Raw genomic sequence first — 22,696 nt, 5'->3', positions numbered from 1 at the left:
GCAATATTTGCGGGATGGCGAGCGATGCAATTTGATGTCGTGACCCTGTTCCCGGAAATGTTTGCCGCGCTGACGCAGTCGGGTGTGACCCGGCGTGCCTTCGAACAGAATAAATGTGGCTTGTCCTTGTGGAATCCCCGTGATTTCACGAGCGACAATCACCGTACCGTGGATGACCGCCCCTATGGCGGCGGCCCCGGCATGGTGATGATGGCCCGTCCGCTCGAAGCGACAATTACGGCCGCGAAGCAGCGCCAGCTTGACCTCGGTCTGGCCGCGCCGCGCGTGGTGTTCATGTCGCCGCAAGGCCGTCCGCTGACGCACGAGCGCGTCACGCAGCTGAAAGCCGAGCCTGGTCTCGTGATCCTGTGTGGCCGCTATGAAGCCGTGGACCAGCGTTTGCTGGACCGTTGCGTCGACGAGGAAATCAGCGTTGGCGACTTCGTCCTGTCGGGCGGTGAATTGCCTGCCATGGCGCTGATGGATGCGGTGATCCGCCTGTTGCCGGGTGTCTTGAACACCGAGGCATCGGCCATCGAGGACAGCTTCGTCAATGGCTTGCTCGATTCGCCGCACTACACGCGGCCGGAAACATATGAAGGCATGGCCGTGCCGCCCGTCCTGATGGGTGGCAATCATGCCGAAATAGGCAAGTGGCGCCGCCAGCGCATGCTGGAAGCGACCGCGAAAAAGCGTCCTGATCTGTTGATCAGTGCGCGCGCCGCCGGCTTGCTCAGCAAGGCCGATGAAAAATTCTTGGCCAGCCTGTAAGCTTTCCCTGGAAGGCTTGCAGGGTGGTTGTAGTGCCGGGCATGTTGCCCATATGTAATACCCATCCTCTACCGGGCGGATACTTGCTATCCACAGTGCGCCGGCATGATGGTTTTCGGAGTTATAAAAATGGACTTGATTCAACAATTAGAGCAGGAAGAAATTGCTCGTCTGGGTAAAACCATTCCTGAATTCGCACCAGGCGATACCGTTATCGTCAGCGTCAACGTAGTCGAAGGTACGCGCAAGCGCGCCCAGGCTTACGAAGGCGTCGTTATCTCGCGTCGTAACCGTGGCCTGAACTCGAACTTCATCGTTCGTAAGATCTCGTCCGGCGAAGGCGTTGAGCGTACGTTCCAACTGTACTCGCCGCTGATCGCTTCGATCGAAGTGAAACGCCGTGGTGATGTTCGCCGCGCCAAGCTGTACTATCTGCGTGAGCGTTCGGGTAAATCGGCGCGTATCAAAGAAAAATTGCCAAATCGCCGCGTTGTGGCGAAAGCAAGCGCGTAATATCAGCGTCTGCGTTGGGAAAAGGGGTGCCTCACGGTGCCCCTTTTTTTATGGCGATACCTGGCCTAAGCTGCTGCGCGTCGGCATAGGTAGCCTGCATGCTCACCGTACCAGAGTACGGTTGCGCGTCACGGCCACCTCGTCCTTCCGCTCGCGACGTTTTTTGCCAGGTGATTTTAATCATGAGGGAGGGGCAATGGCCACTATCGCATTTGATCCCAAGCAACTTGCCATCGATTCGATCGCGGGCGAGGCGGCGCTGGACGCCGCGCGCCTGACGCCGGACTGGCTGCGCCTGCGCCTGCGCGAACAGCCTGACTGGCAGCCCGAGATCACCCAGGATTTCCTGTCCGCCCGCGCCGAACCGGTGCCGGCCGCCGTGCTGATCCCCCTCGTGCAACGCCCGCAGGGCCTGACCATCCTCCTGACCATGCGCACCGACCACCTGAGCAGCCATGCGGGGCAGGTCAGCTTCCCTGGCGGGCGCAGCGAACCGTTCGACGCTACGCCCATCGCCACGGCCCTGCGCGAAACGGAGGAAGAGGTGGGCCTGTCGCGCCAGCATATCGAAGTGCTGGGCCGCCTGCCCGACTACCTCACGGGCACCGGTTACCGGGTCACGCCCGTGGTGGGCCTCGTCACGCCGCCATTTACCTTGCAGGCCGACCCGTCGGAAGTGGCGGAAATCTTCGAAGTACCGCTGGCCTTCCTCATGGATGGCGTGAATCACCAGCGCCTGTCGGTGGAACTGCCGGGCGGACGCCGTTCGTTTTATGCCATGCCGTATGAGCGCTTTTACATTTGGGGCGCCACGGCCGGCATGCTGCGCAACCTGTTTCACCTCTTGCGCGCGTAAAATGGCGCCCCGCACGTAATAAGTTTGATTCCAGCACTGCACTGCGCTATCGTAGCGGGCATTGCGGTATTGCTGAAAAAGACAAAAAGGACGTTTGATGACATTTCTCTCCATACTTTGCGCATTACTGATCGAGCAGCTCAAACCTTTGCGCGCGGACAATCCGATCTACGCCGAGATCAAGAGCCTGGCGATGCGCATGGAGACCTGGTTCAATGCCGGCCACGCCAGCCATGGCCGCATGGGCTGGTTCCTCATGATCGGCGCGCTGATGGTGCCGACGGCAGGCATCTACTGGATCTTGCTGTATTACAAGCTGACCCTGGTGGCCTTCGCCTGGAATATCCTCATCGTCTACCTGACCCTGGGCTTCCGCCACTACAGCCATTACTTCACCTCGATCCAGCTGGCCCTGAGCGCCGGCGACGAAGCATCCGCGCGCACCTTGCTGGCCGAGTGGACCAAGCTCGACACGGTGGGCATGGAGGCGAGCGAGATCGCCCGCATCGCCGTGGAAAAAGCCCTGATCACCACGCATCGCAATGTATTTGGCGTCTTCTTCTGGTTCCTCATGCCGCTGGGACCTGCCTGCGCCGTGATGTACCGCGTGGCCGAATACCTGGCGCGCGCCTGGAACGAGCCCGAGCATATGCGCAATGAGGCATTCGGCCAGTTCGCCGCCCGCGCCTTCTACTGGATCGACTGGATACCCGTGCGCCTGACGGCCGTGGCCTTTGCCGTGGTCGGCAACTTTGAAGACGCCATCTATGCCTGGCGCAATTTCGCCCAGCGCTGGCAGGACGAGGCGATCGGCATCATCCTGACGGCCGGCGGCGGCGCCATGGGCGTGCGCCTGGGCACGCCGGCGGAAACGGCGGCCCGCGTGGTCGTCACGCCGGACATGGCCGTCGATGACAGCGACAGCGAAAGCGATATCCTGCCCGGCGAAGAGCCTGGCGCGCGCGCGTTGCAGAGCACGGTGGGCCTGGTCTGGCGCGCCTTGCTGCTGTGGATGCTGCTGTTGCTGCTGCTGTCGGGAGCTGTCTGGCTCGGCTGATGCCGGCAGCTGCTCAGGCGCACAGCGCCTGTCCATGCGCCTTGCGCGCGGAACACGGGTAAAATAGGGGGCTGGCGCGGTATCCGCGGCGGCCCCTGTTTGCATCGGCACGGCAGATCGAGGTAGAACCCAAGTCTTCTATAAGATATAATACTGGCTTACCGCAGCAAACGCAGTGCAGTGATACAACTGAACTACCAGCCCGGCTTACCCGCCGGGGCCATTCACGCAATCCAGTCCCGACAAGCCACATGGCCGAGTTATCTCAAAACGAACTCTCCGACGAGTTCTTCATCCTTGGTCTCACCAGCAATGGCAAGCAATTCCGACCCAGCGATTGGGCCGAGCGCCTTTGCGGAGTGATGTCCTGTTTCAATCCCGAAGGCGGCGGGCGCAACGCGCACCTCCAGTATTCGCCCTACGTGCGCCCGACCGTGGTCAACGGCGTCAAGTCCGTCGTCGTCAATACCAAGCTGCGCGAAATCGAACCGATGGCGTTTCACTTCGTGCGCGAGTTTGCCAAGGATAACGACCTGCAGATCGTCGAGGCGTGTTTCCTGCCTCCGCCTGAAGAGAAGTAATCCCTGTTCCATTGATCTGCCTCAAGCCCGCCACGACGGGCTGGCGTAACGTTGACGCTCTGAAAACAAGGGAGCGGCGACATGCGTATCGGCGAAATCTGCACCCTGCACGCCATCTATTGCCAGCGTGACACGAGCGTGCAGCAAGCGGCGCTGATGATGCGCCAGCATCACGTGGGCGACCTGGTGGTGGCCGAGCAGCCCAACGGCGAGCGCGTCCCCGTCGGCATCCTCACCGACCGCGACATCGTCATTTCCGTCATCGCCCTGGGCCTCGACCCTGCCAGCCTGCTGGTGGGCGACATCATGAGCGCACAGCTGCTCACGGCCAGCGAAGACGAAGACGCCTATGACATCATCGAGCGCATGCGCGCCAACGGCATCCGCCGCCTGCCCGTGGTCAACAGCCTGGGTGGCCTCTGCGGCATCGTCAGTATCGACGACTTGCTGGCCTTCCTGGCCCAGGAGATGGCGGAGCTGGCGCGCGTCAGCAGCGGCCAGCTGGCGCACGAAAAGCTGGCGCGCAAATAGCCGCGGCGGCAGGCGGATATTGCGCAATGCCGATCAAATCCCCCTCGCCTGAAAATGCTACAGTCGCTGCTCGTTCAACGGGAAGCGTTCATGAGCTATCTGGCCAAGGCCCTCTGGTATATCGAATCGCATTATGCGGACAACATCTCGCTCGATGACATCGCGCAGGTGGGCGGCGCCTCGCGCTGCCACCTGACGCGCGCGTTCGGCCTGGCCACGGGCCACTCGGTGATGCGCTATGTGCGCGCGCGCCGTCTCAGCGAGGCGGCGCGCGCGCTGGCGCAGGGCGCGCAGGATATCCTCGCCGTCGCGCTCGAAGCCGGCTACGGTTCCCACGAAGCCTTTACCCGCGCCTTTCGCGAGCAATTCGATGTCACGCCAGAAATGGTGCGGGCGCAGCGCCATGTCGACAACCTGGCGCTGGTGGCGGCCATCAGGATGGATAAAACGCTGAGCGTGGCGCTGGAAGCGCCCCGTTTCGAACATGCCCCGGCCCTGCTGCTGGCGGGCCTGGTCGAACGCTATCGGGCGGAAACCAGTGCCGGCATCCCCGCCTTGTGGCAGCGCTTCCTGCCCCATGTGGCGCCGGCATCGGTGGTGTATGGCGTGTGCTGCAACAATGACGATGCGGGTAATTTCGATTATCTGTGTGCCAGCGAGGTGGCCGACTTTTCCAGCGTGCCCGACGGCTGGACGCGGCTGCGCATCGCGCCCCGGCGCTACGCCGTCTTTCGCCACCGCGGCCATATTTCCACGATACGCGCCACCTGGCATACGCTGTGGAACGCGTGGCTGCCGCAGTCGGGCCTGGAAGCGGCCGACGCGCCCGATTTCGAACGCTACGGCCCGCAGTTCGATCCCGCCAGCGGCGTTGGCGGCGTGGAAATCTGGCTTCCCTTGAAGGAATGATCATGTTACCTGGTTTGTCTGAGCCGGCCCTGTTCGCCGGCAGTCCCCCGTTGCACCGGCGCCTGCTGCAACTGGCTGCCGCCCTGGGCGCCGGCCTGCCCCTGTACTGGGTGCTGGGGCCGCAGCCGGCGGGCTGGCTGGCCTGGCTGGCGCCGCTGCCCGTGCTGCTGCTGGCCCTGCGCTCGGCGCGCCGCGATGCCGCCTGGATGACCTTGCTTGCCGCCGTGGTGGGCCTGTCATCCAACGTCGCCTATTTCCGCCTGCTCATGCCCCTGCCGGCCGTGCTGGCCGTGATCGCCGCCAAGGCATTGCTGTGGCTGCTGGTGGTGCCGGCCACGCGGCGTCTCGTGCTGCGCTACCGGGCGGGCTGGACGGTGCTGGCTTACCCGCTGCTGTGGGTGGCCATCGATACCCTGATGGCGGCCTTCCTGCAGGATGGCAACTGGGGCAGCCTCGCGTACTCGCAGGCCGATTATGTGCCCGTGCTGCAGGTGGCCGCGCTGGCGGGCGTGCCGGGCCTGTTGTTCTTGCTGTGCCTGCTGCCCTCCGCGCTGGCACTGCTGCTGGCCGGCGGCCGCGCGTATGCGCCGGCGGCGGCGGCCAGCCTGCTGCTGGCGGTGACGGCATCGGCTGCGGGCGCGTGGCGCGTGCAGGATGCGCGGGCGCCGGACGGGCCGCTGGCGGGGCTGGTCGCCATCGATGATTTTATTGGCCCGGCAACGCCGCCGGCGCAGGCGCAAGCCGTATGGGACCAGTATGCGCGCCACGTGGCGCAGCTGGCCGGGCAGGGCGCCCGGCTGGTGTTGTTGCCGGAAAAGATAGCCGTACTGGCGCCGGCGCAGGCCGCTGCGGTGCAGCAGCGCTTCCAGGCGCTGGCGCGCAGCACGGGCGTGTGGCTAACCCTGGGTGTCGGCGTGCAAGACGCTGCCGGCCGGCGCAACCTGGCCTGGCTGTTCGCGCCCGATGGCACCGCCCCCGTCAGTTACCAGAAACATCATCTGGCGCCGCCCGAGCGCGACTTCCTGGCTGGCAATGCTTATGCCGTGCTGCCGGTGGCGGGGCGGGCCATGGGCCTGGCCATCTGCAAGGACATGCATTTTGCTGCTCTGGGCCAGGCTTACGGCGCGGCCGGGGCCGGCGTGATGCTGGTGCCGGCCTGGGATTTCCAGCGCGACGCCTGGATGGGCGCGCGCATGACCGTGGTGCGTGGCGTGGAGAATGGCTATGCCGTGCTGCGCGCGGCGCGCGAGGGCTTGCTGACGGTCAGCGATGCGCATGGCCGCGTGCTGGCGGAACGGGCCAGCAGCGCCATGCCGGGCACGACCTTGCTGGCGCCGTTGCCGGCAAGCGTGCCGGTCGCGCCCTGGGCCGGCTGGCTGGGGCCGCTTTTCGGCTGGCTCTGCGTGGCGCTGGGCCTGCCCCTGCTGTTCATGGGGCGGTGGCGCGCGGGCCGCGATGCTGCACCGCACAGCGCCGGTGGGCCGGCGGCGCCCGTGTCCCGTTGAATGGCCGGCGCCAGGGCAGGTAAAGCCTGCCCGTTTCATATTATCTTCTATTGCGCCAGATAATCAGCGCATATTATTTCACCAGCATGGTGCATATATAGCCGCGTTGCGCGATTATATATTGCACTGCAATAAGTGGTTTCAGCTGGTATTGCCAAAATCGTGCATCCGGTATTAATTGGTACTTAATTCGGCCACGAAGTCATACATATCGCCGCGGAAGTAGGAGCGGCAAAATTCCACGGCGCGGCCATCGCGCAAAAAGCCCAGCCTTTCCACCGACAGGCCCGCATCGCCTTCCTCCGCCTGCAGCAGGCTGGCCTGCTCGCCCGTCAGCAACAGCGCGCTCAGGCGCTGCAACGCGCGCACGGGCCGGTTGCCCGCATGTTCCAGCGCGTCATACATGGAGATGTCGACGGCGTCGAGTCCCGGCAGGCAACTGGCCACGATGGTGGCGTACTCGAGGCACATCGGCACCTCGTCCGCATAGCGGATGCGGTGGAAGCGGTAGACGGGCGCGCCCGGCGACAGCCGCAGGCGCAAGGCTTCTTCCGGCGTCACCGTCCCTTCCGAGCGCTTGAGCCAGACGCTGCGCGGCGTGCGCCCGCGGGCGCGCATGTCCTCGGAAAACGAGGTCAGCTTGGCGAAGTTCTTCTCGATGCGCGTATTGATGAAATTGCCCGAGCCGGGGCGGCGTACCAGCAATCCCTCATTCACGAGGCCATCGATGGCCTTGCGCACGGTGATGCGCGACACGGCCAGGTCGCTGGCCAGCTGGCGTTCGGCCGGCAGCGCTTCATCGGGGCCGAGTATGCGCTTGTCGATCGCTTCGCGCAGCGCGCGCTGCAATTGCTGGTACAGGGGCAGGCTACTCGTCTGCCCCAGGCCTTGCATGATGTGAGCCAGGGTTGTCATTCGCTGAGGGTCTCCGTTACGGCGCGTTGCAGACGCGCTCTGTATCTGTTTTGTGTCGCTGGATAATACCAAAAAAGACCGTTGTAAAACCAATTTGAATTATCAAGCCAGCAATTTCGAATGGCTCGCCGCTGGTATTTAAGCTCGCCATACGGGCTACGGAATGATTATGGAGAAGTGGTCTGTGTGATTCAAACAACGTTATAAAAAAAAAGTTGCAACTGGTAGTGTTCTGGTATTGGTTAGTAGTATATTGGCGTTGAATTGGTTTTGTAAGTGGTTGTACCGAAGGGTCTGCAGCATGCCGGCGAGAGTGGGCGGGCTGGAAAGAAGACCTACGTTAAAAATGAAAAGGTTCCAATCCTGGAGCCTAAATCAAGGGGGAGTACATGAAACGCAATTTGACAGCTAGCTCTGCAGCACGCAATTTGACGCCTATCGCCGCTGCTGTGGCTATGTTGATGGCAGGCGCGAGTTTCTCGGCGCATGCTCAGGAAGCCGTGACCAAAGAGGCCAAGCCGGCAGCAACGGCGGAAGTCGATGAAGGCCAGACCGTCGTCGTGACGGGTATCCGTGCATCGCTGCAACAATCCTTGAACCAAAAACGCAATTCCGACAGCCTGGTCGAAGTGATCACGGCTGAAGACGTGGGCAAGATGCCCGACAAAAACATCGCCGACTCCCTGCAACGCGTGCCAGGCGTCAGCGTCGCCGCTGCCGGCGGCAACGAAGGCAGCTTTGGCGAAAACGACCGCGTGGCCCTGCGCGGCACGCCGTTCGGCCTGACCCTGACCACCTTCAATGGCCACTCGGTCAGCAGCGGCGACTGGTTTGCCGATAACATCATCGGTGGTGGCCGCAGCGTCAGCTTCTCGCTGTTCCCTTCCGAACTGATCGGCCGCGTCACCGTGCACAAAGGTTCGCAAGCGAACCTGCTGGAAGGCGGCGCACAGGGCGTGATCGATATCGAATCGCGCAAACCGCTGGACTTCAAGAAACAAATTACGGGTCAGGTCAGCCTGGGCGCCGTGTACTCGTCCAACTCGGGCAAGAAAGATCCGCAAGTCAGCGGCATGATTAACTGGAAGAACGATGCCAGTACCATGGGCGTGATGGTGCAGGGTTTCTACCAGAAGCGTAAGCTGAGCCGTGTCGGCCAGGAAAACGGCGTCTGGTATGACGGCGTTGCCGCGGATTCGGCAGTGGCTGGCGCCTTGCCAGGCTCGGCCGGTGGCCGCGTCAACTACATGGGCGGCACCGCCTGGTTTGAACAGGAACGCACCCGCAAGGGCGGCCTGATCGACGTGCAGATCAAGCCATCGAGCGCGCTGACCCTGGACTTCAGCCTGTTCCACTCCGAACTCGACGCACCGAACATCAACCACAACTTCATCCAGACCGTGGGCCTGGAAACGGGCAGCAAGGGCGGCTATCCTGTTGGCAACGTCAGCGGTACCTACAAGGGCGGTATCGTCACCGGCCTGCACACCACGGTGCCAGCCAATTGCGGCGCCGTCTGCGCCGGCTACTCGAGCGCAGTGCAGGAAGAGTTCAGCCGTCCTGTGGCGGAAAGCAAGTCCGACTTCTTCAACATCGATGCCAAGTACCGCGTCAACGACCGCCTGACCTTCTCGGGTAAAGTCGGCACGACCAAGGGTGTCGGCAATACGGAAAGCGGCGCGCTGGGCGTTTGGATGCCTTGGACGGGCGGCGGCTATACCCAGAACGGCGCCAAGCACGGCGTGATCTACGATACCCCGGGCGCGGACAAGTTCTCGATCGGCGGCCGTCAGGCAACGCCTTACACCTACGGCTCGCACGTGACCGCGAACGACAAGGAAACCTATGGCCAGATCGACGGTATCCTGAAGCTGGACCTGCCAGCGATCTCGTCCGTGGAATTCGGCGCCCGTGTCGCGGAACACAAGCGTGACCTGACGGCCATCGGCATCGTCGCCAAGCCATCGCTGGGCGTGACCGCCAACCTGCCCATGGATGGCCTGACCTCGTTCCCAAGCAACTTCAAGGACCTGGGCGTGAATGGCGCCGGTTACTGGACGTTCTCGCAAGCAAGCGTCAACAAGTGGCTGAAAGCGAATGCCACGTATGAAGGCAACCTGCGCCAGTCCGAGTTCAACATCAAGGAACCGACCCAGTCGGTGTACGCGATGGCGAACTTCGGCACGGAAGGCCTGTCGGGTAACTTCGGCGTGCGTTATGTGCACACCAAGGAAGACGTCAACCGCTACGAGCTGAATCCGGCTGCCCAGTACGAAATCAAGAACTACACCAATACGTACAATGATTTCCTGCCTAGCGCCAACTTCCGCCTCGACGTGACGAAAGATATCGTGGGCCGTTTCGGCATCAGCCGTACCATGGCTCGTCCTGAACTGGGCATGATGGCTGGCCTGGATCTGCGCGACAACCAGCTCGACGGCAATGCCGGCAATCCTAACCTGCGTCCTATCCGTTCGAACAACGCCGACGTGGGCGTGGAATGGTACTTTGCACCGAAATCGATGGTCTCGGCTGGCATCTTCTACTCGTCGCTCGACGGTTATGTGACCTACGGCAAGGGTGTGACGACGTTCTACAACCAGTTGCAGAACAAGTTCACCCAGTATGAAATTGGCACGCCAACCAATACCACGGCGGAAGTCAAGGGTCTGGAACTGTCCTACGTGCAAGCGTTGCCAGCAGGCTTCGGTGTGAACGCCAACTACACCTACACCGATGGCAAGGAAACGGGCAAGGTCAAGGGTTCGCCATGCGGCGATACCGGCGACTGCACCATGATCGGTACTTCGAAAAGCGCCTATAACCTGGGTGCCTTCTTCGAAAACAACAAGTTCAGCGCACGTCTGACGTACAGCTACCGTTCGGAATTCCTGAACGGCACCTCGCGTCGCAGCGCCGCGTACCAGGCCGGCATCGGCAGCCTGTCGGCATCGATCGCCTACCAGCTGACGGAAAACCTGGCCATCACGCTGGACGGCAAGGACCTCAACAATCCACTGTCGCGCTCGGTTATCAAGACCCAGGGTTCGGATGACATGCCAGGCGCGTTCTACAAGAACGGCCGTCAGATCTACCTGGCATTGCAAGGCAAGATGTAAGACGTTGGACTTAGTCGTTGCCTCCCGGCGGACACCCGGGATGGCATGACGCATGGCGGAGCGCAGCTGGCTCCGCCATTTTTTTATTGCAAGATGCTTTTCTTTCTGTAGCGAGATGAATACGATGACATTCCATACCATGCTGGCCTGCTTCGCCTGCGCGCTGCCGCTGGCCGCCGCCGCCGCTCCCGCCGCACCGGCCTTCGCGCCGGAAGTGGTGGCATACTATCCCGGCTGGAAATCGGCCGATTTTCCAGTTAACGAACACAATATTCGCGCTGGCAATGTCAGCCTGATCCAGTATGCATTTGCCGATATCTGCTGGGACGGCGAGCATGGCAACCCCGCGCCCGATGGTGGCGGTGTCCAGGCCTGTCTGGCAGCCGACGGCCAGCCTGCTAGGCCGGCGAATGGCAGCATCGTGCTGCCGGCGCCGCAAGCCGATGCCGACAACTTGCGCAAACTCAATGCGCTCAAGAAAAATCATCCGCGGCTGCGCGTCTTGCTGTCCGTGGGCGGCTGGATCTGGTCGAACCGCTTTTCGGACGTGGCCGCCACGCCGGCCGCGCGCCAGGCCTTTATCGCTTCCGCGCTGGAACTGGTGCGCCGGCACGGCCTCGACGGTATCGATATCGACTGGGAGCATCCTGCCACGGGCGGCATTCCCTGCATCGAAGGCAGGGTCTGCCACCGCAGCGACGACAAGGAGAACTATGTGCGCCTGGTTGGCGAGCTGCGCAGCGCATTCGACCAGGCCGGCAAACAGGCCGCAGGCCGCCACTACCTGATCACCATCGCCGCCGGCGCGCATGCCAGCCTGACCGACGACAGCGAAGCTGCGCCCGGCTGGATGGCGCGCCTGGCGGCGCAGCTCGACTGGATCAACCTGATGACGTATGACTATCGCGGCGTGTGGGATGCCGAGAATGGCCAGCTGGCGCCCCTGTACGCCGACCCGGCCGACCCGCTGCGCGACAAGAATCTGCATGTGGATGCGACCGTCGCGCGCTTCCTGCGCGCCGGCGTGCCGGCGGCGCAACTGGTGCTGGGCGTGCCCTTCTATGGCTATGGCTGGAAGCAGTGCGCCGCCGGCCCCCGCGGTGACGGCCTGTACCAGGCTTGCCAGGGCGCTGCCAGCGGCAACGACGGCACGCCGACATTTACCTACCGCCACCTGGTCGACCAGGGCTACCTGGCCGACGGCAAGGGTGCGCGCGGCTTCCAGCGCCACTGGAATGCCGCCTCGAAGGTACCATTTCTATACCACCGCGACAGCGGCGTTTTCATCAGTTATGAGGATGCGCAATCGGTGGGCGAAAAGGTGCGCTACATCCGCGCCAAGGGTTTGCGCGGCGGCATGTTCTGGGAGTTGAGCGGTGACGCGCAGCACACGCTGGGCACGGCCCTGGCGCCTATTTTGTCGCCTCAGCCATGAGCCAGCGCTATCTCGCCCTCGACGTCCTGCGCGGCCTGACCGTCGCCCTGATGATTGTCGTCAATACGCCTGGCGACTGGGGCAGCGTGTATGCCCCTTTCCTGCATGCCGAATGGCATGGGTTTACGCTGACGGACCTGGTGTTTCCCAGCTTTTTGTTTGTCGTCGGCAATGCGCTGGCCTTTGCGCTGGGCAAGTATGAACACCTGGGCCATGGCGCCGTGCTGGCCAAGCTGTGCAAGCGCAGCGCGCTGATCTTCGGGCTGGGCTTTTTGCTATACTGGTTCCCCTTCTTCAGGATCGACGATGCGGGCCAGTTTGCCTGGTCGCCGTTGTCGCACACGCGCATTCCCGGCGTGCTGCAGCGCATCGCCGTGTGCTACCTGGCCGCCGCCCTGATCCTCCATTACTGGAAGACGCGCGGTGCGTTGCTCTTCAGCGCTGCCGCCTTGCTCGGCTACTGGGCCATCCTGGCCACCTGGGGCGACTACAGCCTGCACGGCAATGCGCCGGCCAAGCTGGATTTATTGCTGCTGGGGGACAGCCACCTGTACCACGGCGAAGGCATCGCCTTCGATCCCGAAGGTATCCTTGGCACCCTGCCATCGATCGTCAACGTCATCGCCGGCTACCTGGCGGGCAGTTTCCTGCGCCAGGCGGCGCCGGCGCAATTGCGTTCCAGCCTGCTGCAGCTGGCCGTGGCTGGCGTCATTTGCGTGGCCGTGGCCCTGTGCTGGAATCAGGTGTTCCCGATTAACAAGAAGCTGTGGACCAGCTCCTACGTCATGCTGGGCATCGGCCTGGACTTGCTGCTGCTGGCGCTGTTGATGTTCATCATTGACGTGCGTCAAATGACGGGCTGGACCTACTTCTTTGAAGTGTTCGGCAAGAACACGCTGTTCATCTACCTGCTGTCGGAAGTGCTGGTGATCATCGCGTTTACCGTGCGCATCGGCGGCGGCAACCTGTACCAGTGGCTGTACCAGCACGGCTTTACGGGCTGGGCGCCGGCACGCCTGGGGTCGCTGCTGTTTGCCGTCAGCTTCATGCTGCTGTGCTGGCTGATCGCCTACGGCATGGACAAGCGCAAGATCTACATCAAGGTCTAGCGCTAGAACTTCAGCTTCAGGCCGTGACGGCTGGCCAGGGCCGTGAAGAGCAGCATCAGGGCGGTGACGGCGGCGGCATTCCACAGGCCGGCCGCGCCGCCCGCCGCCAGATAGGGCCACCAGAAGCGCGGCAGGTGCAGCACGGCCGCCAGCTGCTGCCACAGGTCGGGCACGATGTAGGCGAACAGGGCATTGGTGCCGGCGGGCAGCAGCACGACCGCCCAGGCGCGCCAGCGCCACACGTCGATGACGACATAAAACACGAGGAACAGGGCCAGGATGAGGGCGCTGCACACGAGCGTGTAGGACTCCGTCGCCGCGATCTTGTTGATGTGGTGATATGGCCGCAGCAGCATGCCGGCGGCAAACAGTCCCAGCGCGAACCACGCCATGAAACGTATCCTCTGTGCATGGCCCAAGGGGGAGCCGCGCAGGAACAGCTGGCCCACGAGGGTGCCGGCCAGCACATTGGCGGCCGTCGAACCGAGCACCTGCGGCACGTTGACGATGGCGTTGATACTGGCCGGCAGGAAAGCGAGGCTGCCGGCCGTGCCGCCCATGTACAGTGCGATCAGCAGGGCCAACACGCCCATCAGCGCCGTGCCGCTGCCCCGGCACGCCAGGTACAGCAAGCTGCACAGCAGATACGCCCAGCCTATCATGCCGAGGATGCCCCACCACGACGGTTGCAGCCAGGTGCTGGAAAACTCGCTGTTCAATTCTCCCCGGAACGTTGCCAGCAGGAACAGCATGAGTGCGCCGCCCGCCGCCAGCTCCAGCTTGCCCGCGCCCTGGCGCCACAGCAGTATCATGGCCGCATAGAACAGCAGGAAATACATGGCCTGCGGCAGCAGCGCCGCCCGCGCATCGTAGCGGTAGGCGTTCGCCAGCACCACGCCAGCCAGCATCAGGCTGCCTGAGCGCCACAACAGGCGTCCCAGCAGGGCTGGCGTGACGTGGCCGCAATGGCGCTGCAAGGCCAGCGGGATCGCCATGCCCACCATGAACAGGAAGCCGGGGAAGACCAGGTCCGGCATGGTGATGCCGTCGGCGCGCGGTCCCGCGTGTTCGAGCCAGTGGGCGATGCCGGGCATGCCGGCCAGGTAGTTGACCCAGATCATGGCGACGATCACGAAGCCGCGGAAGGCGTCCAGGCTGATCAGGCGTTCGGTGGCGGTGGCTGCGGTGGCTGGCGGCATGGAGGAGGAGAAAGAGGTCAAAAAAAAAGCGGCCCCGGCGCTGACCGGGAACCGCTCTTGCAGAAATTATTCTGGCAAGAATTACTGTGCCGCTGCTGCCGGCGCCGCCGCTGCCGTGGCAGGACGGTTCAGCCACAGGATCCAGTAGCGGGCCAGGTCGCCGACGCCGTCGCCGCCCTTGACCGTATCGAGCACCTTGATCGCTTCCTCTTTCTTGCCAGCCATGGCCAAGGAGTAGCCGAGGCGCAGCTTGGCGTCGTCAGGACGCTTCAGACCGCCCTTGGCGATGCCCTTTTCGATCAGGTCGATGCCTTTGTCGAACTGGTCCATCGTCACATAGGCGTAGCCGAGGTTGATCAAGCCCGTGCCATCCTTGCTCTTCATGGCCGACGCTTCGCCGCTGGCGATGTTCTTCACGTCGTCGGCGGCAGCCTTGTTGGCCTGGTCGCGCAGTTTCTTGTGCTTGGCGGCATTCGCGCCCGTGCCCAGCACGCCCTTGGCGTAGCCGGCGTCGAGGACTTTTTTCGCTTCCGTCGGGAAGGCGTTCTGCAGGGCGATTTCCGCCATGTCGCTATAGTCTTGCGGCGGCATGGTGCCCACGGCCTTGAATTGCAGGCGCAGGATATCGAGCGCGAAACGGTCGGAATAGCCAGCCTTGCTCTGCACGCGGCCCAGCAGGTCGGTCCAGTAGTCATCCGACGGGTAGTAGCGCACCAGGTTTTCCATGGCGATCAGGTAGGTGGCCGGGTCCTTGCTTTTCGAGCCCGTGTTGGCCAGCAATTGCAGCTCTTCGATCGTCGGCGTCTTGCCCGCCTGCTGCTTGGCGGTCACGTCGGCCAGCAATTCCTGCTTGGCGCGCGCGAAGTCATTGCTGAAGTAGTAGGCGCGGATGATGTAAGGGCGCACGGTGGCCACGTCACCTGTTTCCGTTTGGTAACGGGTGAACCACTTGATGGCGTTCGGGTAATCCTTGGCGTTGTAATGGTAGTTGGCCAGCGCCTGGATGAAATCGCCCTGCACATTCTTTTCCAGCTTGCCCGATTCGATCACCGCTTCGAGTGCCGTCATGGCCATGGGCGCATTGTTGGTGGCCGAGGCCAGCGCCACGCGCAGGCGGTTCAGCACGAACGTCTCGTACGGCGTCAGGGCCGGGATGGCGGCGGCCTGGTCGATGCGGCTTTGCACGTCGGCGTAATTTTTCGCATCCATCGACACCTTGACGACAGCCGGGTCGAGCAGCTTGAAGATTTCAGGACGCACGCTGTCGGCCGGCGCGGCTGCAGCGGCTGCAGGCTTGGTATCCTGCGCGTGCGACAGGGCTGGCAGGGCGTTCAGGCCGATGGCGGCCAGGATCAGGCTAAGACGGGCAAGACGGAATTGGGACATGGTCAATCCTTCAATCAATAACAAAAATACGCTCCGGCACTGGCTGCCGCAGCATCGCGCGGCGGCATCGCAAAGGGGCAGGGAATCTTAAAAAACGCACATTCTGCCATTCCGCCCGCATAAGGCCAAGGGCGGCGGCATGATAAACAGCGGCTATTGTCACATAAACGGCTGGGCTGGTGCGGCAAACGTGCGCGCCAGTGCTTGCCCTGCGGCATCGAACAGCAGGCAGCGCTGCGGCGGCAGGTGCAGGCGCATGGCATCGCCCGCCTGGCGCAAGCCATCCTCGGCCGGCAGCTTGACGGCCAGCATCTCGGCCACGCCCGGCATGCTGGCGTAGACGATGGCCACGTCGCCCAGGTATTCGACGTGGCTGACGGCCGCATCGACCACGTTGTCGCCCGCATTGCCATTGCTGCGCAGGCTGACATGCTCGGCGCGCACGCCCAGGGTCAGCGGGTCGCCCGGCGCCACGGCCTCGCCGCTGGCCTCGACCTCGATCACGGCGCCGCCGGGCAGGCGCACGGCCACCGTGCCGGGACCGCTGGCGACGGCTACGCAGGCGATGAAGTTCATCTTCGGCGCGCCGAGGAAGCCGGCCACGAACAGGTTGCCGGGATTGTTGTACAGCGCGTGCGGGCTGCCCACCTGCTCGATGCGCCCGCCATTGAAGACGACGATGCGCTCGCCCAGGGTCATCGCCTCGACCTGGTCATGCGTGACATAGATCATGGTGGTCTTCAGCTCCTGGTGCAGGCGCGAGATTTCCACGCGCATCTGCACGCGCAGCGAGGCGTCCAGGTTCGACAGCGGCTCGTCGAACAGGAACACTTGCGGCTTGCGCACGATGGCGCGGCCGATGGCCACGCGCTGGCGCTGGCCGCCCGACAGGTCCTTGGGCTTGCGCTTGAGCAGAGGCGTGATCTGCAGGATGTCGGCCGCGCGTTCGACGGCGGCGCGCACGTCCGCTTTCTTGTGGCCGGCCAGGCTCAGGGCGAACGCCATGTTCTCGAACACGGTCATGTGCGGATACAGGGCGTAGCTCTGGAAGACCATGGCCAGGCCCCGCTCGGCCGGGGCGATATCGTTGGCCAGCTTGCCGCCGATGTGCAGCTCGCCGTCCGTGATGTCTTCCAGGCCGGCGATCATGCGCAGCAGGGTGGACTTGCCGCAACCGGACGGCCCCACGAAGACGACGAATTCGCCGTCGCCGATATCGAGGTCGATGCCGTGGATGACGGGGTGCTTGTCGTCGTACAGCTTGACGATATTCTTTAAAACGATATGTGCCATGAAGTGGTTCTATCCTAGCTGGCGTTGGCCGGTGCCGGCGGGGAATCGGCCTTGCTCAGGTCGGGCTGGTCGGCGGGGTCTTTCGGACCGATGCGCATGAAGCGCGACAGGATCAGGACCGGCACGGCCGACACCAGCACCCACAGGAAAAAGGTCTTGTAGCCGAGCGCCGTCTGGATGTCGCCGCTGATCATCTTGAACAGCACGAAGCCCAGCTGCATCACGCCGGTGGCGAACGCATAGTGGGCCGTCTGGTATTTGCCCACGGAGACCACCTGCATCATGAACAGGATCAGGCCGACGAAGCCGAAGCCATAGCCGAACATCTCCACGCTGAGGGCGGCCGTGATCAGCGCCAGGTCGGTCGGCATGCTGTGGCTCAGGTAATAGAACACCAGGTTCGGTAAATTCATGGCCAGGATCAGGAACAGCATGGCGCGTTTCAATCCCAGCCAGGAAGTGAAGTAGCCGCCGCCGATGCTGCCCAGCAGGAAGGCGACGGTGCCGGCCGTGCCGTACACGGCGCCCACTTCCGTCGTCGACAGGCCCAGGCCGCCCAGTTCGCGCGCTTCGCGCAGGAACAGCGGGCCGATGGTCTGCACTTGCGCCTCGCCGGCGCGGAACAGGATGATGAAGGCGATCATGCCCCAGATGCCGGGCTTTTTCAGGAAGTCCACCAGCACGTCCCACAGGGTGCGGCTGATGCCGGCCACGCTCTTGTCGGCCACGGCCACGTTGCGCACCTGCGGCAGCGACCACAGATGGTAGGCGGCCAGCGACAGCATCATGGCGCCGATGATGAGGAAGATCACCGACCAGGCAGGCTTGACGCCGATATTTTTTTCCAGGTAGCCGGCCAGGATCACCAGGCCGCCCAGCGAGATGAACTTGCCCGCATTGAAGAAGGCGCCCTGCCAGCCCGCGTAGGCGGCCTGCTGCTTGTCGGACAGGCTGGCGATATACAGGCCGTCGCAGACGATGTCGTGCGTCGAGGACGCCAGCGCGGCGACGAACAGCACGGCCACGCAGGCGGCGAACCACAGCGGCGTTTGCAGGGCCAGCGCGATCAGGCCCAGGCTCAGGCCGCCGAGGAACTGGAACAGCACCACCATGGCCTTCTTGCTCGACGCCAGTTCGAGGAAGGGACTCCACAGCGACTTGAAGACCCAGGCAAAGCCGATCAGGCCCGTCCAGCGGGCGATCTGGTCGTTCGGCACGCCCAGGCTCTTGAACATCAGGCCGGCCACCAGGGCCACCGCGTAAAACGGCAGGCCCTGGGCGAAGTACAGCGTGGGAACCCAGGAAATCGGGCTGCGGGCGCCGCTGCTGCTGATGCTGTTGCTGCTCTTGTCGTTCATGGATGCTTCCTCGGGTCGTCTTGAAAGTGCGGTTTAATTCGGGGGCAAGGGCGCCGTGCTCTGGCAGCAGCGCCTGGCCTCGGCCATGACGATGCGGTCGGCCGCCTCCTGCGCATACAGTCCGGCGCCGGCCGGATAGCGTTCGGCCATGGCCGCCAGGCGCTGCAGGCGCACGCCGGCCGACTGCAGCGGCAGCGCGCCGGACGCCAGCGCGGCGCCGACGGCGTCGAGGGCGGCCGGCAGGCGCGCCGCATCGGGCAGCAGGGCCATGTCGGCGCCAGCGGCCAGCGCGCGCGCACTGACGTCGACGCCGTGCGCGTCGATGCCGGGCGTGATCAGCACCCCGCCGTAGCCCCACTGCTTGCGCAGCAGGCCGTGCATCACCGCGTGCGACAGGCTGACGGGCAGCTGCGCATCGAGGGCGGGGTAGGACACGTGCGCGCTCATCATCGAGGCCGCATGCGCGGCAGCCTGGCGGAAGGGCACGAAGTCGTGCTCCTCCAGTTGCGAGCGGGTCTTGTCGACGCTGGGCAGGGCTGTACCGGCCGCCTGCTGCGGCAGGTACAGCCTGGCGCAGCAGGCGACGCCCTCGGATTGGCAGCCCGCCATCCAGGCCAGGGTCATGGCCGTGGCTTGCGCCGGGTCGCCGCCAAATGCGTGCGCCGCCGCCGGCGCGTCGTTGCCGGCCGCGTCCAGCTTGAGCAGGGGCGCGAAGAGCCAGTTGACGCCGAGCGCGCGCAGGCCGCGCGCCGTCGCCGCGCCCGTGCCGTTGGCCAGTTCCGCATCGCCAACGGTGCTCAGGGCCATGGCGCTCGGGGGCTGGGGCAACCAGGCCGGATAGGCTGCCGTGTCGATGGCGATCAGGGCCCGCGGTCCCAGCACGCGCCGCAAGTCCGTCGTCAGGCGCGCCAGCTGCGCCTTGTCGACGATGTTGTCCGCGCGCAGGCAGACGGCGCGCAAGCCGTTCTGCAGCAGCCACTGCGCCGTGGCCGCATCGAGCTCGCTGCCGGCGATGCCAGTCATCAGCAGCTGCCCGGCGAGCAGGCGCAGGTCGGTGGCGATGGCGGCGCTCATTTGACGGCGCCGTCCATGCCGCGCATGAAGAAGCGCTGGGTAAACAGGAATGCCAGCAGGGTCGGCACGATGGTGATCAGGGTGCCGGCCGCGATCACGCGCGTGCTGCTGCCGAAAGTGCCGCGCAAATACAGCACGCCGACCGACAGCGGGAATTCATCGGGCTTGCTCATGACGATGGACGGCCAGATGTATTCGTTCCACGATTCGACGGCCGTCAGGATGCCGACGGTGGCCAGCCACGGCGTGATCAGCGGCAGCATGATGCGGCTGAAGATGACCCACTCGGAGGCGCCATCCACGCGTGCCGCGTCGATCAGGTCCTGCGGCACTTCCTCGAACGCCTGCTTGAGCAGCAAAATGGCCACGGCTGTCACCACGTTGGGCAGGATCACGCCCGTGTAGGTATCGACCAGGCTCATTTGCGTGATGGTGATGAAGTTGACGAGGAAGTTCACTTCGGACGGCAGCACCAGGGTGGCGAGGATCAGGCCGAACACGAGCTTGCGGCCGCGGAATTTCAGGCGCGCCAGCGGATACGCGGCCAATGAGCACAGCAGCAGTTTCCAGAACACGGTCAACACGGCGATCAGCACCGAGTTCTTGAAGAACGACCAGATGGGAATCGCGTTGAACACTTCGACGAAGTTCTCCAGCGATGGCGCCTTCGGCCAGAAGGTGGGCGGGAAGGCGAAGATATTGCCTTCCGTGGAGATGGCCGTCACCAGCGTCCACCAGAACGGGAAGACGCAGACGACGGCGATCGCGCACAGCACGGCATAGTGGCCCAGTATCTGCAGGCGGGTTTTCAGGGGGCGGGAACGGGTTTTCATGGTCAGTCCCCTGTCAGCGGTGCTTCGGTTTGAGGTAGCGCAGGCACAGCAGGGCGATGCCGATGCAAAATAGCGAGACGATGAAGCTGGCCGCCAGCGCGCGCGGCAGTTTCAAGTGTTTCAGGCCCTGGTCGTAGGCGTAGTACAGCGCCGTGAAGGTGGAATTCATCGGACCGCCCTGGGTCAGCACGTCGACTTCCTGGTACGCCTTCAGGGCCGCCAGCACGGACAGGATGGAGCACAGCATGATGGTCGGGCGCAGCATCGGCACGGTGATCTTCCAGAAGCGCTGCCAGCGGCTGGCGCCATCGAGCATGGCCGCTTCCTGCATGTCCGACGGGATCGACTGCAGGGCCGCCAGGTACATCACCATGTACCAGCCCAGGCCGCGCCACAGGGTGACGAACATCACGGCAAACAGGGCCAGGCTGTCGTTCGACAGCCAGCCCACGGGCGCGTTCACCAGCCTTAGCGTCATCATCACGTAGTTCAGCGCGCCCTGTTCGTGGAACATGAAGCCCCACATGATGCCGACCACGGAAACGGTGGTCACCACCGGCACGTAGAAGGCGGCGCGGAACAGGCGGATGCCGGGCAGGCGGTTGTTGACCAGCACGGCCAGCGTGATGGCGCCCACCTGCACGAAGGGCACCATCAGCAGGAACATCAGCGAATTCTTCAGGCCGGAGACGAACATCTCGTTGTTGAAGATGTAGCGGAAATTATCGAGGCCGACGAAGCGCGTCTCGCGTATCAGGCTGTAGTCGGTGAACGCCAGCACGGAGCCGTAGCCGACGGGCCAGAAGGAAAATGCGGCCAGCAGCAGCAGGGCCGGGGCGAGGAACAGCCAGGCTTGCAGGGTGTGGCGGTGGGCGAGTTTCATGGTGTCCTTAGTGGCGCGGCAGGGTGGCCAGCTTGCGGTTCCAGATGGCGACGGCCTGGTCCAGCGCCTGCTTCACATCCTGCTTGCCCGTCACGCCCGCCTCGACGGCTTTCACCAGCGAGCGGCGCAATTCGTCGTAGTCGTCGATGCCGGCCACGTACAGGGTGCGCGAATGGTTCATCGACATGGCGCCGGCGGCCACCGCCTTTTCGGCGGCGCCCGCGTTCTGCGGCGTGGCGAGGAAGAACGGATCGGCGGCCGCCCTGACGGTGGTGGGAAAGACGCTGGCCTGGCGCGCGAAGGCCAGCTGGTTGTCGTCGTTCGTCAGGAAGCGCGCGAACTTGCCCACCGAGGGCAGCAGGCGCACCGGCACGCCTTTCGGAATGGCGAAGTGCACCAGCCAGCCGCCGTCGGCGATGCCGGTGGGACCCAGCGGCGCCGGCGCCACGTCGGTGATGGCGTAGATGTCTTTCGCGTCGCCGCGGATGCGCTGCATGGCCGTGGGCGGCGCCAGCAGCATGCCCAGGCGCCCGCCCTTGTAGGCGTCGATTACGGCCGGGAAATTGTCTTCGGCGAACAGGCTTTCCTTCAGCAGGCCGCCCACCTTGTAGGTGTCGGCCAGCTTCTGCACCAGCGCCACGTGCTGCGGCGAATTGAAGACGGCGCGGTTGTCGGTGATGACGGCCAGGCCCTGCTGCATGAACAGGCCGTCGATCTTCGACAGCGCCGGGGCGATGCCGGCCTTGCCCGTGCGCTGCGCGATCTGGCGCGCAAACGCCAGCTGCTCGTCGAGGCTGGCGGGGCCGCGCGTGAGGCCTGCCTGTTTGAAGATGGCGGTATTGAAGGCGATCACCGCGACATTGCTGTACATGGGGAAGCCGTAGGTGCGGCCCTTGAAGCGCAGGTCTGCCAGGGCGCTGGGAATGTAGCTGGCGCGCGCCTCGCCGAGCAGCGCGTCGACGGGCGTGAGCAGGCCGTCGCGCGCATATTCATCGGCCCAGGGCACGTTCAGGCTGACCAGCGCGGGCGGCGTGCCGGCCACGATGCGCGTGACCAGCTTGGTCTGGATAACGTCCCACGGGAAGTCGATCCATTCGATCTTGACGTCGGGATTCTGCGCCTCATAGCGCGCCACCACCGCATTGAAATACGGCGTGAACTTGGGCTTCATGCTGAAGGTCCAGAATTCGATTTTCTCGACAGCCCATGCCTGCGGCGCGAGCAGGCCCGCACAGGCAACAACCGCCAACAGTCTCTTGATCGTCATGTTTATCCTGGAGCGCAAGGCTCCAATGTCTATGAGTCCGCGGCGCGGGTACATGCCCTTGCCGTCGCTTATATTCGTGCTGCTGCCGGCGGCCGCCCCGTG

The 22,696-nt window shown here is 63.9% G+C and carries 20 protein-coding genes; 11 read left to right on the top strand and 9 right to left on the bottom strand.

Features of this window, described 5'->3' with window-relative positions; genetic code table 11:
• Positions 1-24: 24 nt before the first annotated feature.
• The 8 genes from trmD (at position 25) to YQ44_RS20655 (ending at position 6,723) form a co-directional block, all read left to right on the top strand.
• Complete coding sequence (gene trmD / locus YQ44_RS20690; protein WP_071324993.1) at positions 25-771, top strand: tRNA (guanosine(37)-N1)-methyltransferase TrmD; 747 nt, start codon at positions 25-27, stop codon at positions 769-771.
• A gap of 129 nt (positions 772-900) precedes the next feature.
• A complete protein-coding gene (gene rplS / locus YQ44_RS20685; protein ID WP_010395528.1) occupies positions 901-1,284 on the top strand; it encodes a 50S ribosomal protein L19 in 384 nt (127 codons plus the stop codon).
• A 196-nt stretch (positions 1,285-1,480) separates the two neighbouring features.
• The gene (locus tag YQ44_RS20680) at positions 1,481-2,140 is read left to right on the top strand and encodes a CoA pyrophosphatase (protein ID WP_071324992.1); all 660 of its coding nucleotides are present in this window, start codon (positions 1,481-1,483) and stop codon (positions 2,138-2,140) included.
• A gap of 97 nt (positions 2,141-2,237) precedes the next feature.
• The gene (locus YQ44_RS20675; RefSeq protein ID WP_071324991.1) at positions 2,238-3,197 is read left to right on the top strand and encodes a CobD/CbiB family protein; all 960 of its coding nucleotides are present in this window, start codon (positions 2,238-2,240) and stop codon (positions 3,195-3,197) included.
• 251 nt (positions 3,198-3,448) lie between these two features.
• The gene (locus YQ44_RS20670) at positions 3,449-3,778 is read left to right on the top strand and encodes a DUF3579 domain-containing protein (RefSeq protein ID WP_071324990.1); all 330 of its coding nucleotides are present in this window, start codon (positions 3,449-3,451) and stop codon (positions 3,776-3,778) included.
• A gap of 81 nt (positions 3,779-3,859) precedes the next feature.
• Entirely contained in the window at positions 3,860-4,309 is a 450-nt protein-coding gene (locus YQ44_RS20665; protein ID WP_071324989.1) for a CBS domain-containing protein, read from the top strand.
• A gap of 90 nt (positions 4,310-4,399) precedes the next feature.
• A complete protein-coding gene (locus YQ44_RS20660) occupies positions 4,400-5,218 on the top strand; it encodes an AraC family transcriptional regulator (protein WP_071324988.1) in 819 nt (272 codons plus the stop codon).
• 2 nt (positions 5,219-5,220) lie between these two features.
• A complete protein-coding gene (locus tag YQ44_RS20655; RefSeq protein ID WP_156894928.1) occupies positions 5,221-6,723 on the top strand; it encodes a nitrilase-related carbon-nitrogen hydrolase in 1,503 nt (500 codons plus the stop codon).
• Positions 6,724-6,897: 174 nt separating this feature from the next.
• On the opposite strand, the gene YQ44_RS20650 is transcribed toward YQ44_RS20655, so the two are convergent.
• Positions 6,898-7,638: a GntR family transcriptional regulator gene (locus tag YQ44_RS20650; RefSeq protein ID WP_071324986.1), complete on the bottom strand. Its 741-nt coding sequence runs from the start codon at positions 7,636-7,638 to the stop codon at positions 6,898-6,900.
• A gap of 500 nt (positions 7,639-8,138) precedes the next feature.
• Here YQ44_RS20650 and YQ44_RS20645 point away from each other — a divergent pair, with 500 nt between their 5' ends.
• The 3 genes from YQ44_RS20645 to YQ44_RS20635 all read left to right on the top strand — a co-directional run bounded on the left by YQ44_RS20645 (position 8,139) and on the right by YQ44_RS20635 (position 13,301).
• Entirely contained in the window at positions 8,139-10,757 is a 2,619-nt protein-coding gene (locus tag YQ44_RS20645; RefSeq protein WP_198043782.1) for a TonB-dependent receptor, read from the top strand.
• Positions 10,758-10,881: 124 nt separating this feature from the next.
• Complete coding sequence (locus YQ44_RS20640) at positions 10,882-12,192, top strand: glycoside hydrolase family 18 protein (protein WP_198043780.1); 1,311 nt, start codon at positions 10,882-10,884, stop codon at positions 12,190-12,192.
• Positions 12,189-13,301, top strand: coding sequence for an acyltransferase family protein (locus YQ44_RS20635; protein WP_071324984.1), 1,113 nt, complete (start codon positions 12,189-12,191; stop codon positions 13,299-13,301). Before YQ44_RS20640 ends, YQ44_RS20635 begins: the two co-directional genes overlap by 4 nt.
• 2 nt (positions 13,302-13,303) lie before the next feature.
• On the opposite strand, the gene YQ44_RS20630 is transcribed toward YQ44_RS20635, so the two are convergent.
• From YQ44_RS20630 to YQ44_RS20595, 8 genes are all read right to left on the bottom strand, one after another.
• Positions 13,304-14,521 (bottom strand): DUF5009 domain-containing protein, encoded by a 1,218-nt coding sequence (locus tag YQ44_RS20630; protein ID WP_198043778.1) that lies wholly within the window; start codon positions 14,519-14,521, stop codon positions 13,304-13,306.
• Between the two features lie 60 nt (positions 14,522-14,581).
• Complete coding sequence (locus YQ44_RS20625) at positions 14,582-15,886, bottom strand: hypothetical protein (RefSeq protein ID WP_071324982.1); 1,305 nt, start codon at positions 15,884-15,886, stop codon at positions 14,582-14,584.
• Between the two features lie 159 nt (positions 15,887-16,045).
• Entirely contained in the window at positions 16,046-17,179 is a 1,134-nt protein-coding gene (locus YQ44_RS20620; protein WP_071324981.1) for an ABC transporter ATP-binding protein, read from the bottom strand.
• A gap of 14 nt (positions 17,180-17,193) precedes the next feature.
• Positions 17,194-18,537: an MFS transporter gene (locus tag YQ44_RS20615; RefSeq protein WP_071324980.1), complete on the bottom strand. Its 1,344-nt coding sequence runs from the start codon at positions 18,535-18,537 to the stop codon at positions 17,194-17,196.
• A gap of 33 nt (positions 18,538-18,570) precedes the next feature.
• Positions 18,571-19,611: a glycoside hydrolase family 3 N-terminal domain-containing protein gene (locus YQ44_RS20610; protein WP_071324979.1), complete on the bottom strand. Its 1,041-nt coding sequence runs from the start codon at positions 19,609-19,611 to the stop codon at positions 18,571-18,573.
• Positions 19,608-20,444 carry a carbohydrate ABC transporter permease gene (locus tag YQ44_RS20605; protein ID WP_071324978.1) on the bottom strand — a complete coding sequence of 279 codons (837 nt, stop codon included), beginning with the start codon at positions 20,442-20,444 and terminating at the stop codon, positions 19,608-19,610. The genes YQ44_RS20610 and YQ44_RS20605 overlap by 4 nt, the downstream gene beginning before the upstream one ends.
• 13 nt (positions 20,445-20,457) lie before the next feature.
• Positions 20,458-21,327: a carbohydrate ABC transporter permease gene (locus YQ44_RS20600; RefSeq protein ID WP_071324977.1), complete on the bottom strand. Its 870-nt coding sequence runs from the start codon at positions 21,325-21,327 to the stop codon at positions 20,458-20,460.
• Positions 21,328-21,334: 7 nt separating this feature from the next.
• On the bottom strand, positions 21,335-22,594 hold the full coding sequence (locus YQ44_RS20595) for an ABC transporter substrate-binding protein (RefSeq protein ID WP_071324976.1): 1,260 nt from the start codon (positions 22,592-22,594) through the stop codon (positions 21,335-21,337).
• Positions 22,595-22,696 lie beyond the last annotated feature (102 nt).

Origin of the sequence: Janthinobacterium sp. 1_2014MBL_MicDiv (genome assembly GCF_001865675.1) — a bacterium.
Lineage (GTDB): Bacteria > Pseudomonadota > Gammaproteobacteria > Burkholderiales > Burkholderiaceae_D > Janthinobacterium.
Note: the sequence above shows the minus strand (reverse complement) of the source record. Positions and strands in the feature narration are given on the sequence as shown.

Bases quoted from the DNA above. Each gene is read 5' to 3' on its own strand.
- trmD (WP_071324993.1), top strand. From the start codon at position 25: ATGCAATTTGATGTCGTGACCCTGTTCCCGGAAATGTTTGCCGCGCTG.
- rplS (WP_010395528.1), top strand. From the start codon at position 901: ATGGACTTGATTCAACAATTAGAGCAGGAAGAAATTGCTCGTCTGGGT.
- YQ44_RS20680 (WP_071324992.1), top strand. From the start codon at position 1,481: ATGGCCACTATCGCATTTGATCCCAAGCAACTTGCCATCGATTCGATC.
- YQ44_RS20675 (WP_071324991.1), top strand. From the start codon at position 2,238: ATGACATTTCTCTCCATACTTTGCGCATTACTGATCGAGCAGCTCAAA.
- YQ44_RS20670 (WP_071324990.1), top strand. From the start codon at position 3,449: ATGGCCGAGTTATCTCAAAACGAACTCTCCGACGAGTTCTTCATCCTT.
- YQ44_RS20665 (WP_071324989.1), top strand. From the start codon at position 3,860: ATGCGTATCGGCGAAATCTGCACCCTGCACGCCATCTATTGCCAGCGT.
- YQ44_RS20660 (WP_071324988.1), top strand. From the start codon at position 4,400: ATGAGCTATCTGGCCAAGGCCCTCTGGTATATCGAATCGCATTATGCG.
- YQ44_RS20655 (WP_156894928.1), top strand. From the start codon at position 5,221: ATGTTACCTGGTTTGTCTGAGCCGGCCCTGTTCGCCGGCAGTCCCCCG.
- YQ44_RS20650 (WP_071324986.1), bottom strand. From the start codon at position 7,638: ATGACAACCCTGGCTCACATCATGCAAGGCCTGGGGCAGACGAGTAGC.
- YQ44_RS20640 (WP_198043780.1), top strand. From the start codon at position 10,882: ATGACATTCCATACCATGCTGGCCTGCTTCGCCTGCGCGCTGCCGCTG.
- YQ44_RS20635 (WP_071324984.1), top strand. From the start codon at position 12,189: ATGAGCCAGCGCTATCTCGCCCTCGACGTCCTGCGCGGCCTGACCGTC.
- YQ44_RS20625 (WP_071324982.1), bottom strand. From the start codon at position 15,886: ATGTCCCAATTCCGTCTTGCCCGTCTTAGCCTGATCCTGGCCGCCATC.
- YQ44_RS20620 (WP_071324981.1), bottom strand. From the start codon at position 17,179: ATGGCACATATCGTTTTAAAGAATATCGTCAAGCTGTACGACGACAAG.
- YQ44_RS20615 (WP_071324980.1), bottom strand. From the start codon at position 18,537: ATGAACGACAAGAGCAGCAACAGCATCAGCAGCAGCGGCGCCCGCAGC.
- YQ44_RS20610 (WP_071324979.1), bottom strand. From the start codon at position 19,611: ATGAGCGCCGCCATCGCCACCGACCTGCGCCTGCTCGCCGGGCAGCTG.
- YQ44_RS20605 (WP_071324978.1), bottom strand. From the start codon at position 20,444: ATGAAAACCCGTTCCCGCCCCCTGAAAACCCGCCTGCAGATACTGGGC.
- YQ44_RS20600 (WP_071324977.1), bottom strand. From the start codon at position 21,327: ATGAAACTCGCCCACCGCCACACCCTGCAAGCCTGGCTGTTCCTCGCC.
- YQ44_RS20595 (WP_071324976.1), bottom strand. From the start codon at position 22,594: ATGACGATCAAGAGACTGTTGGCGGTTGTTGCCTGTGCGGGCCTGCTC.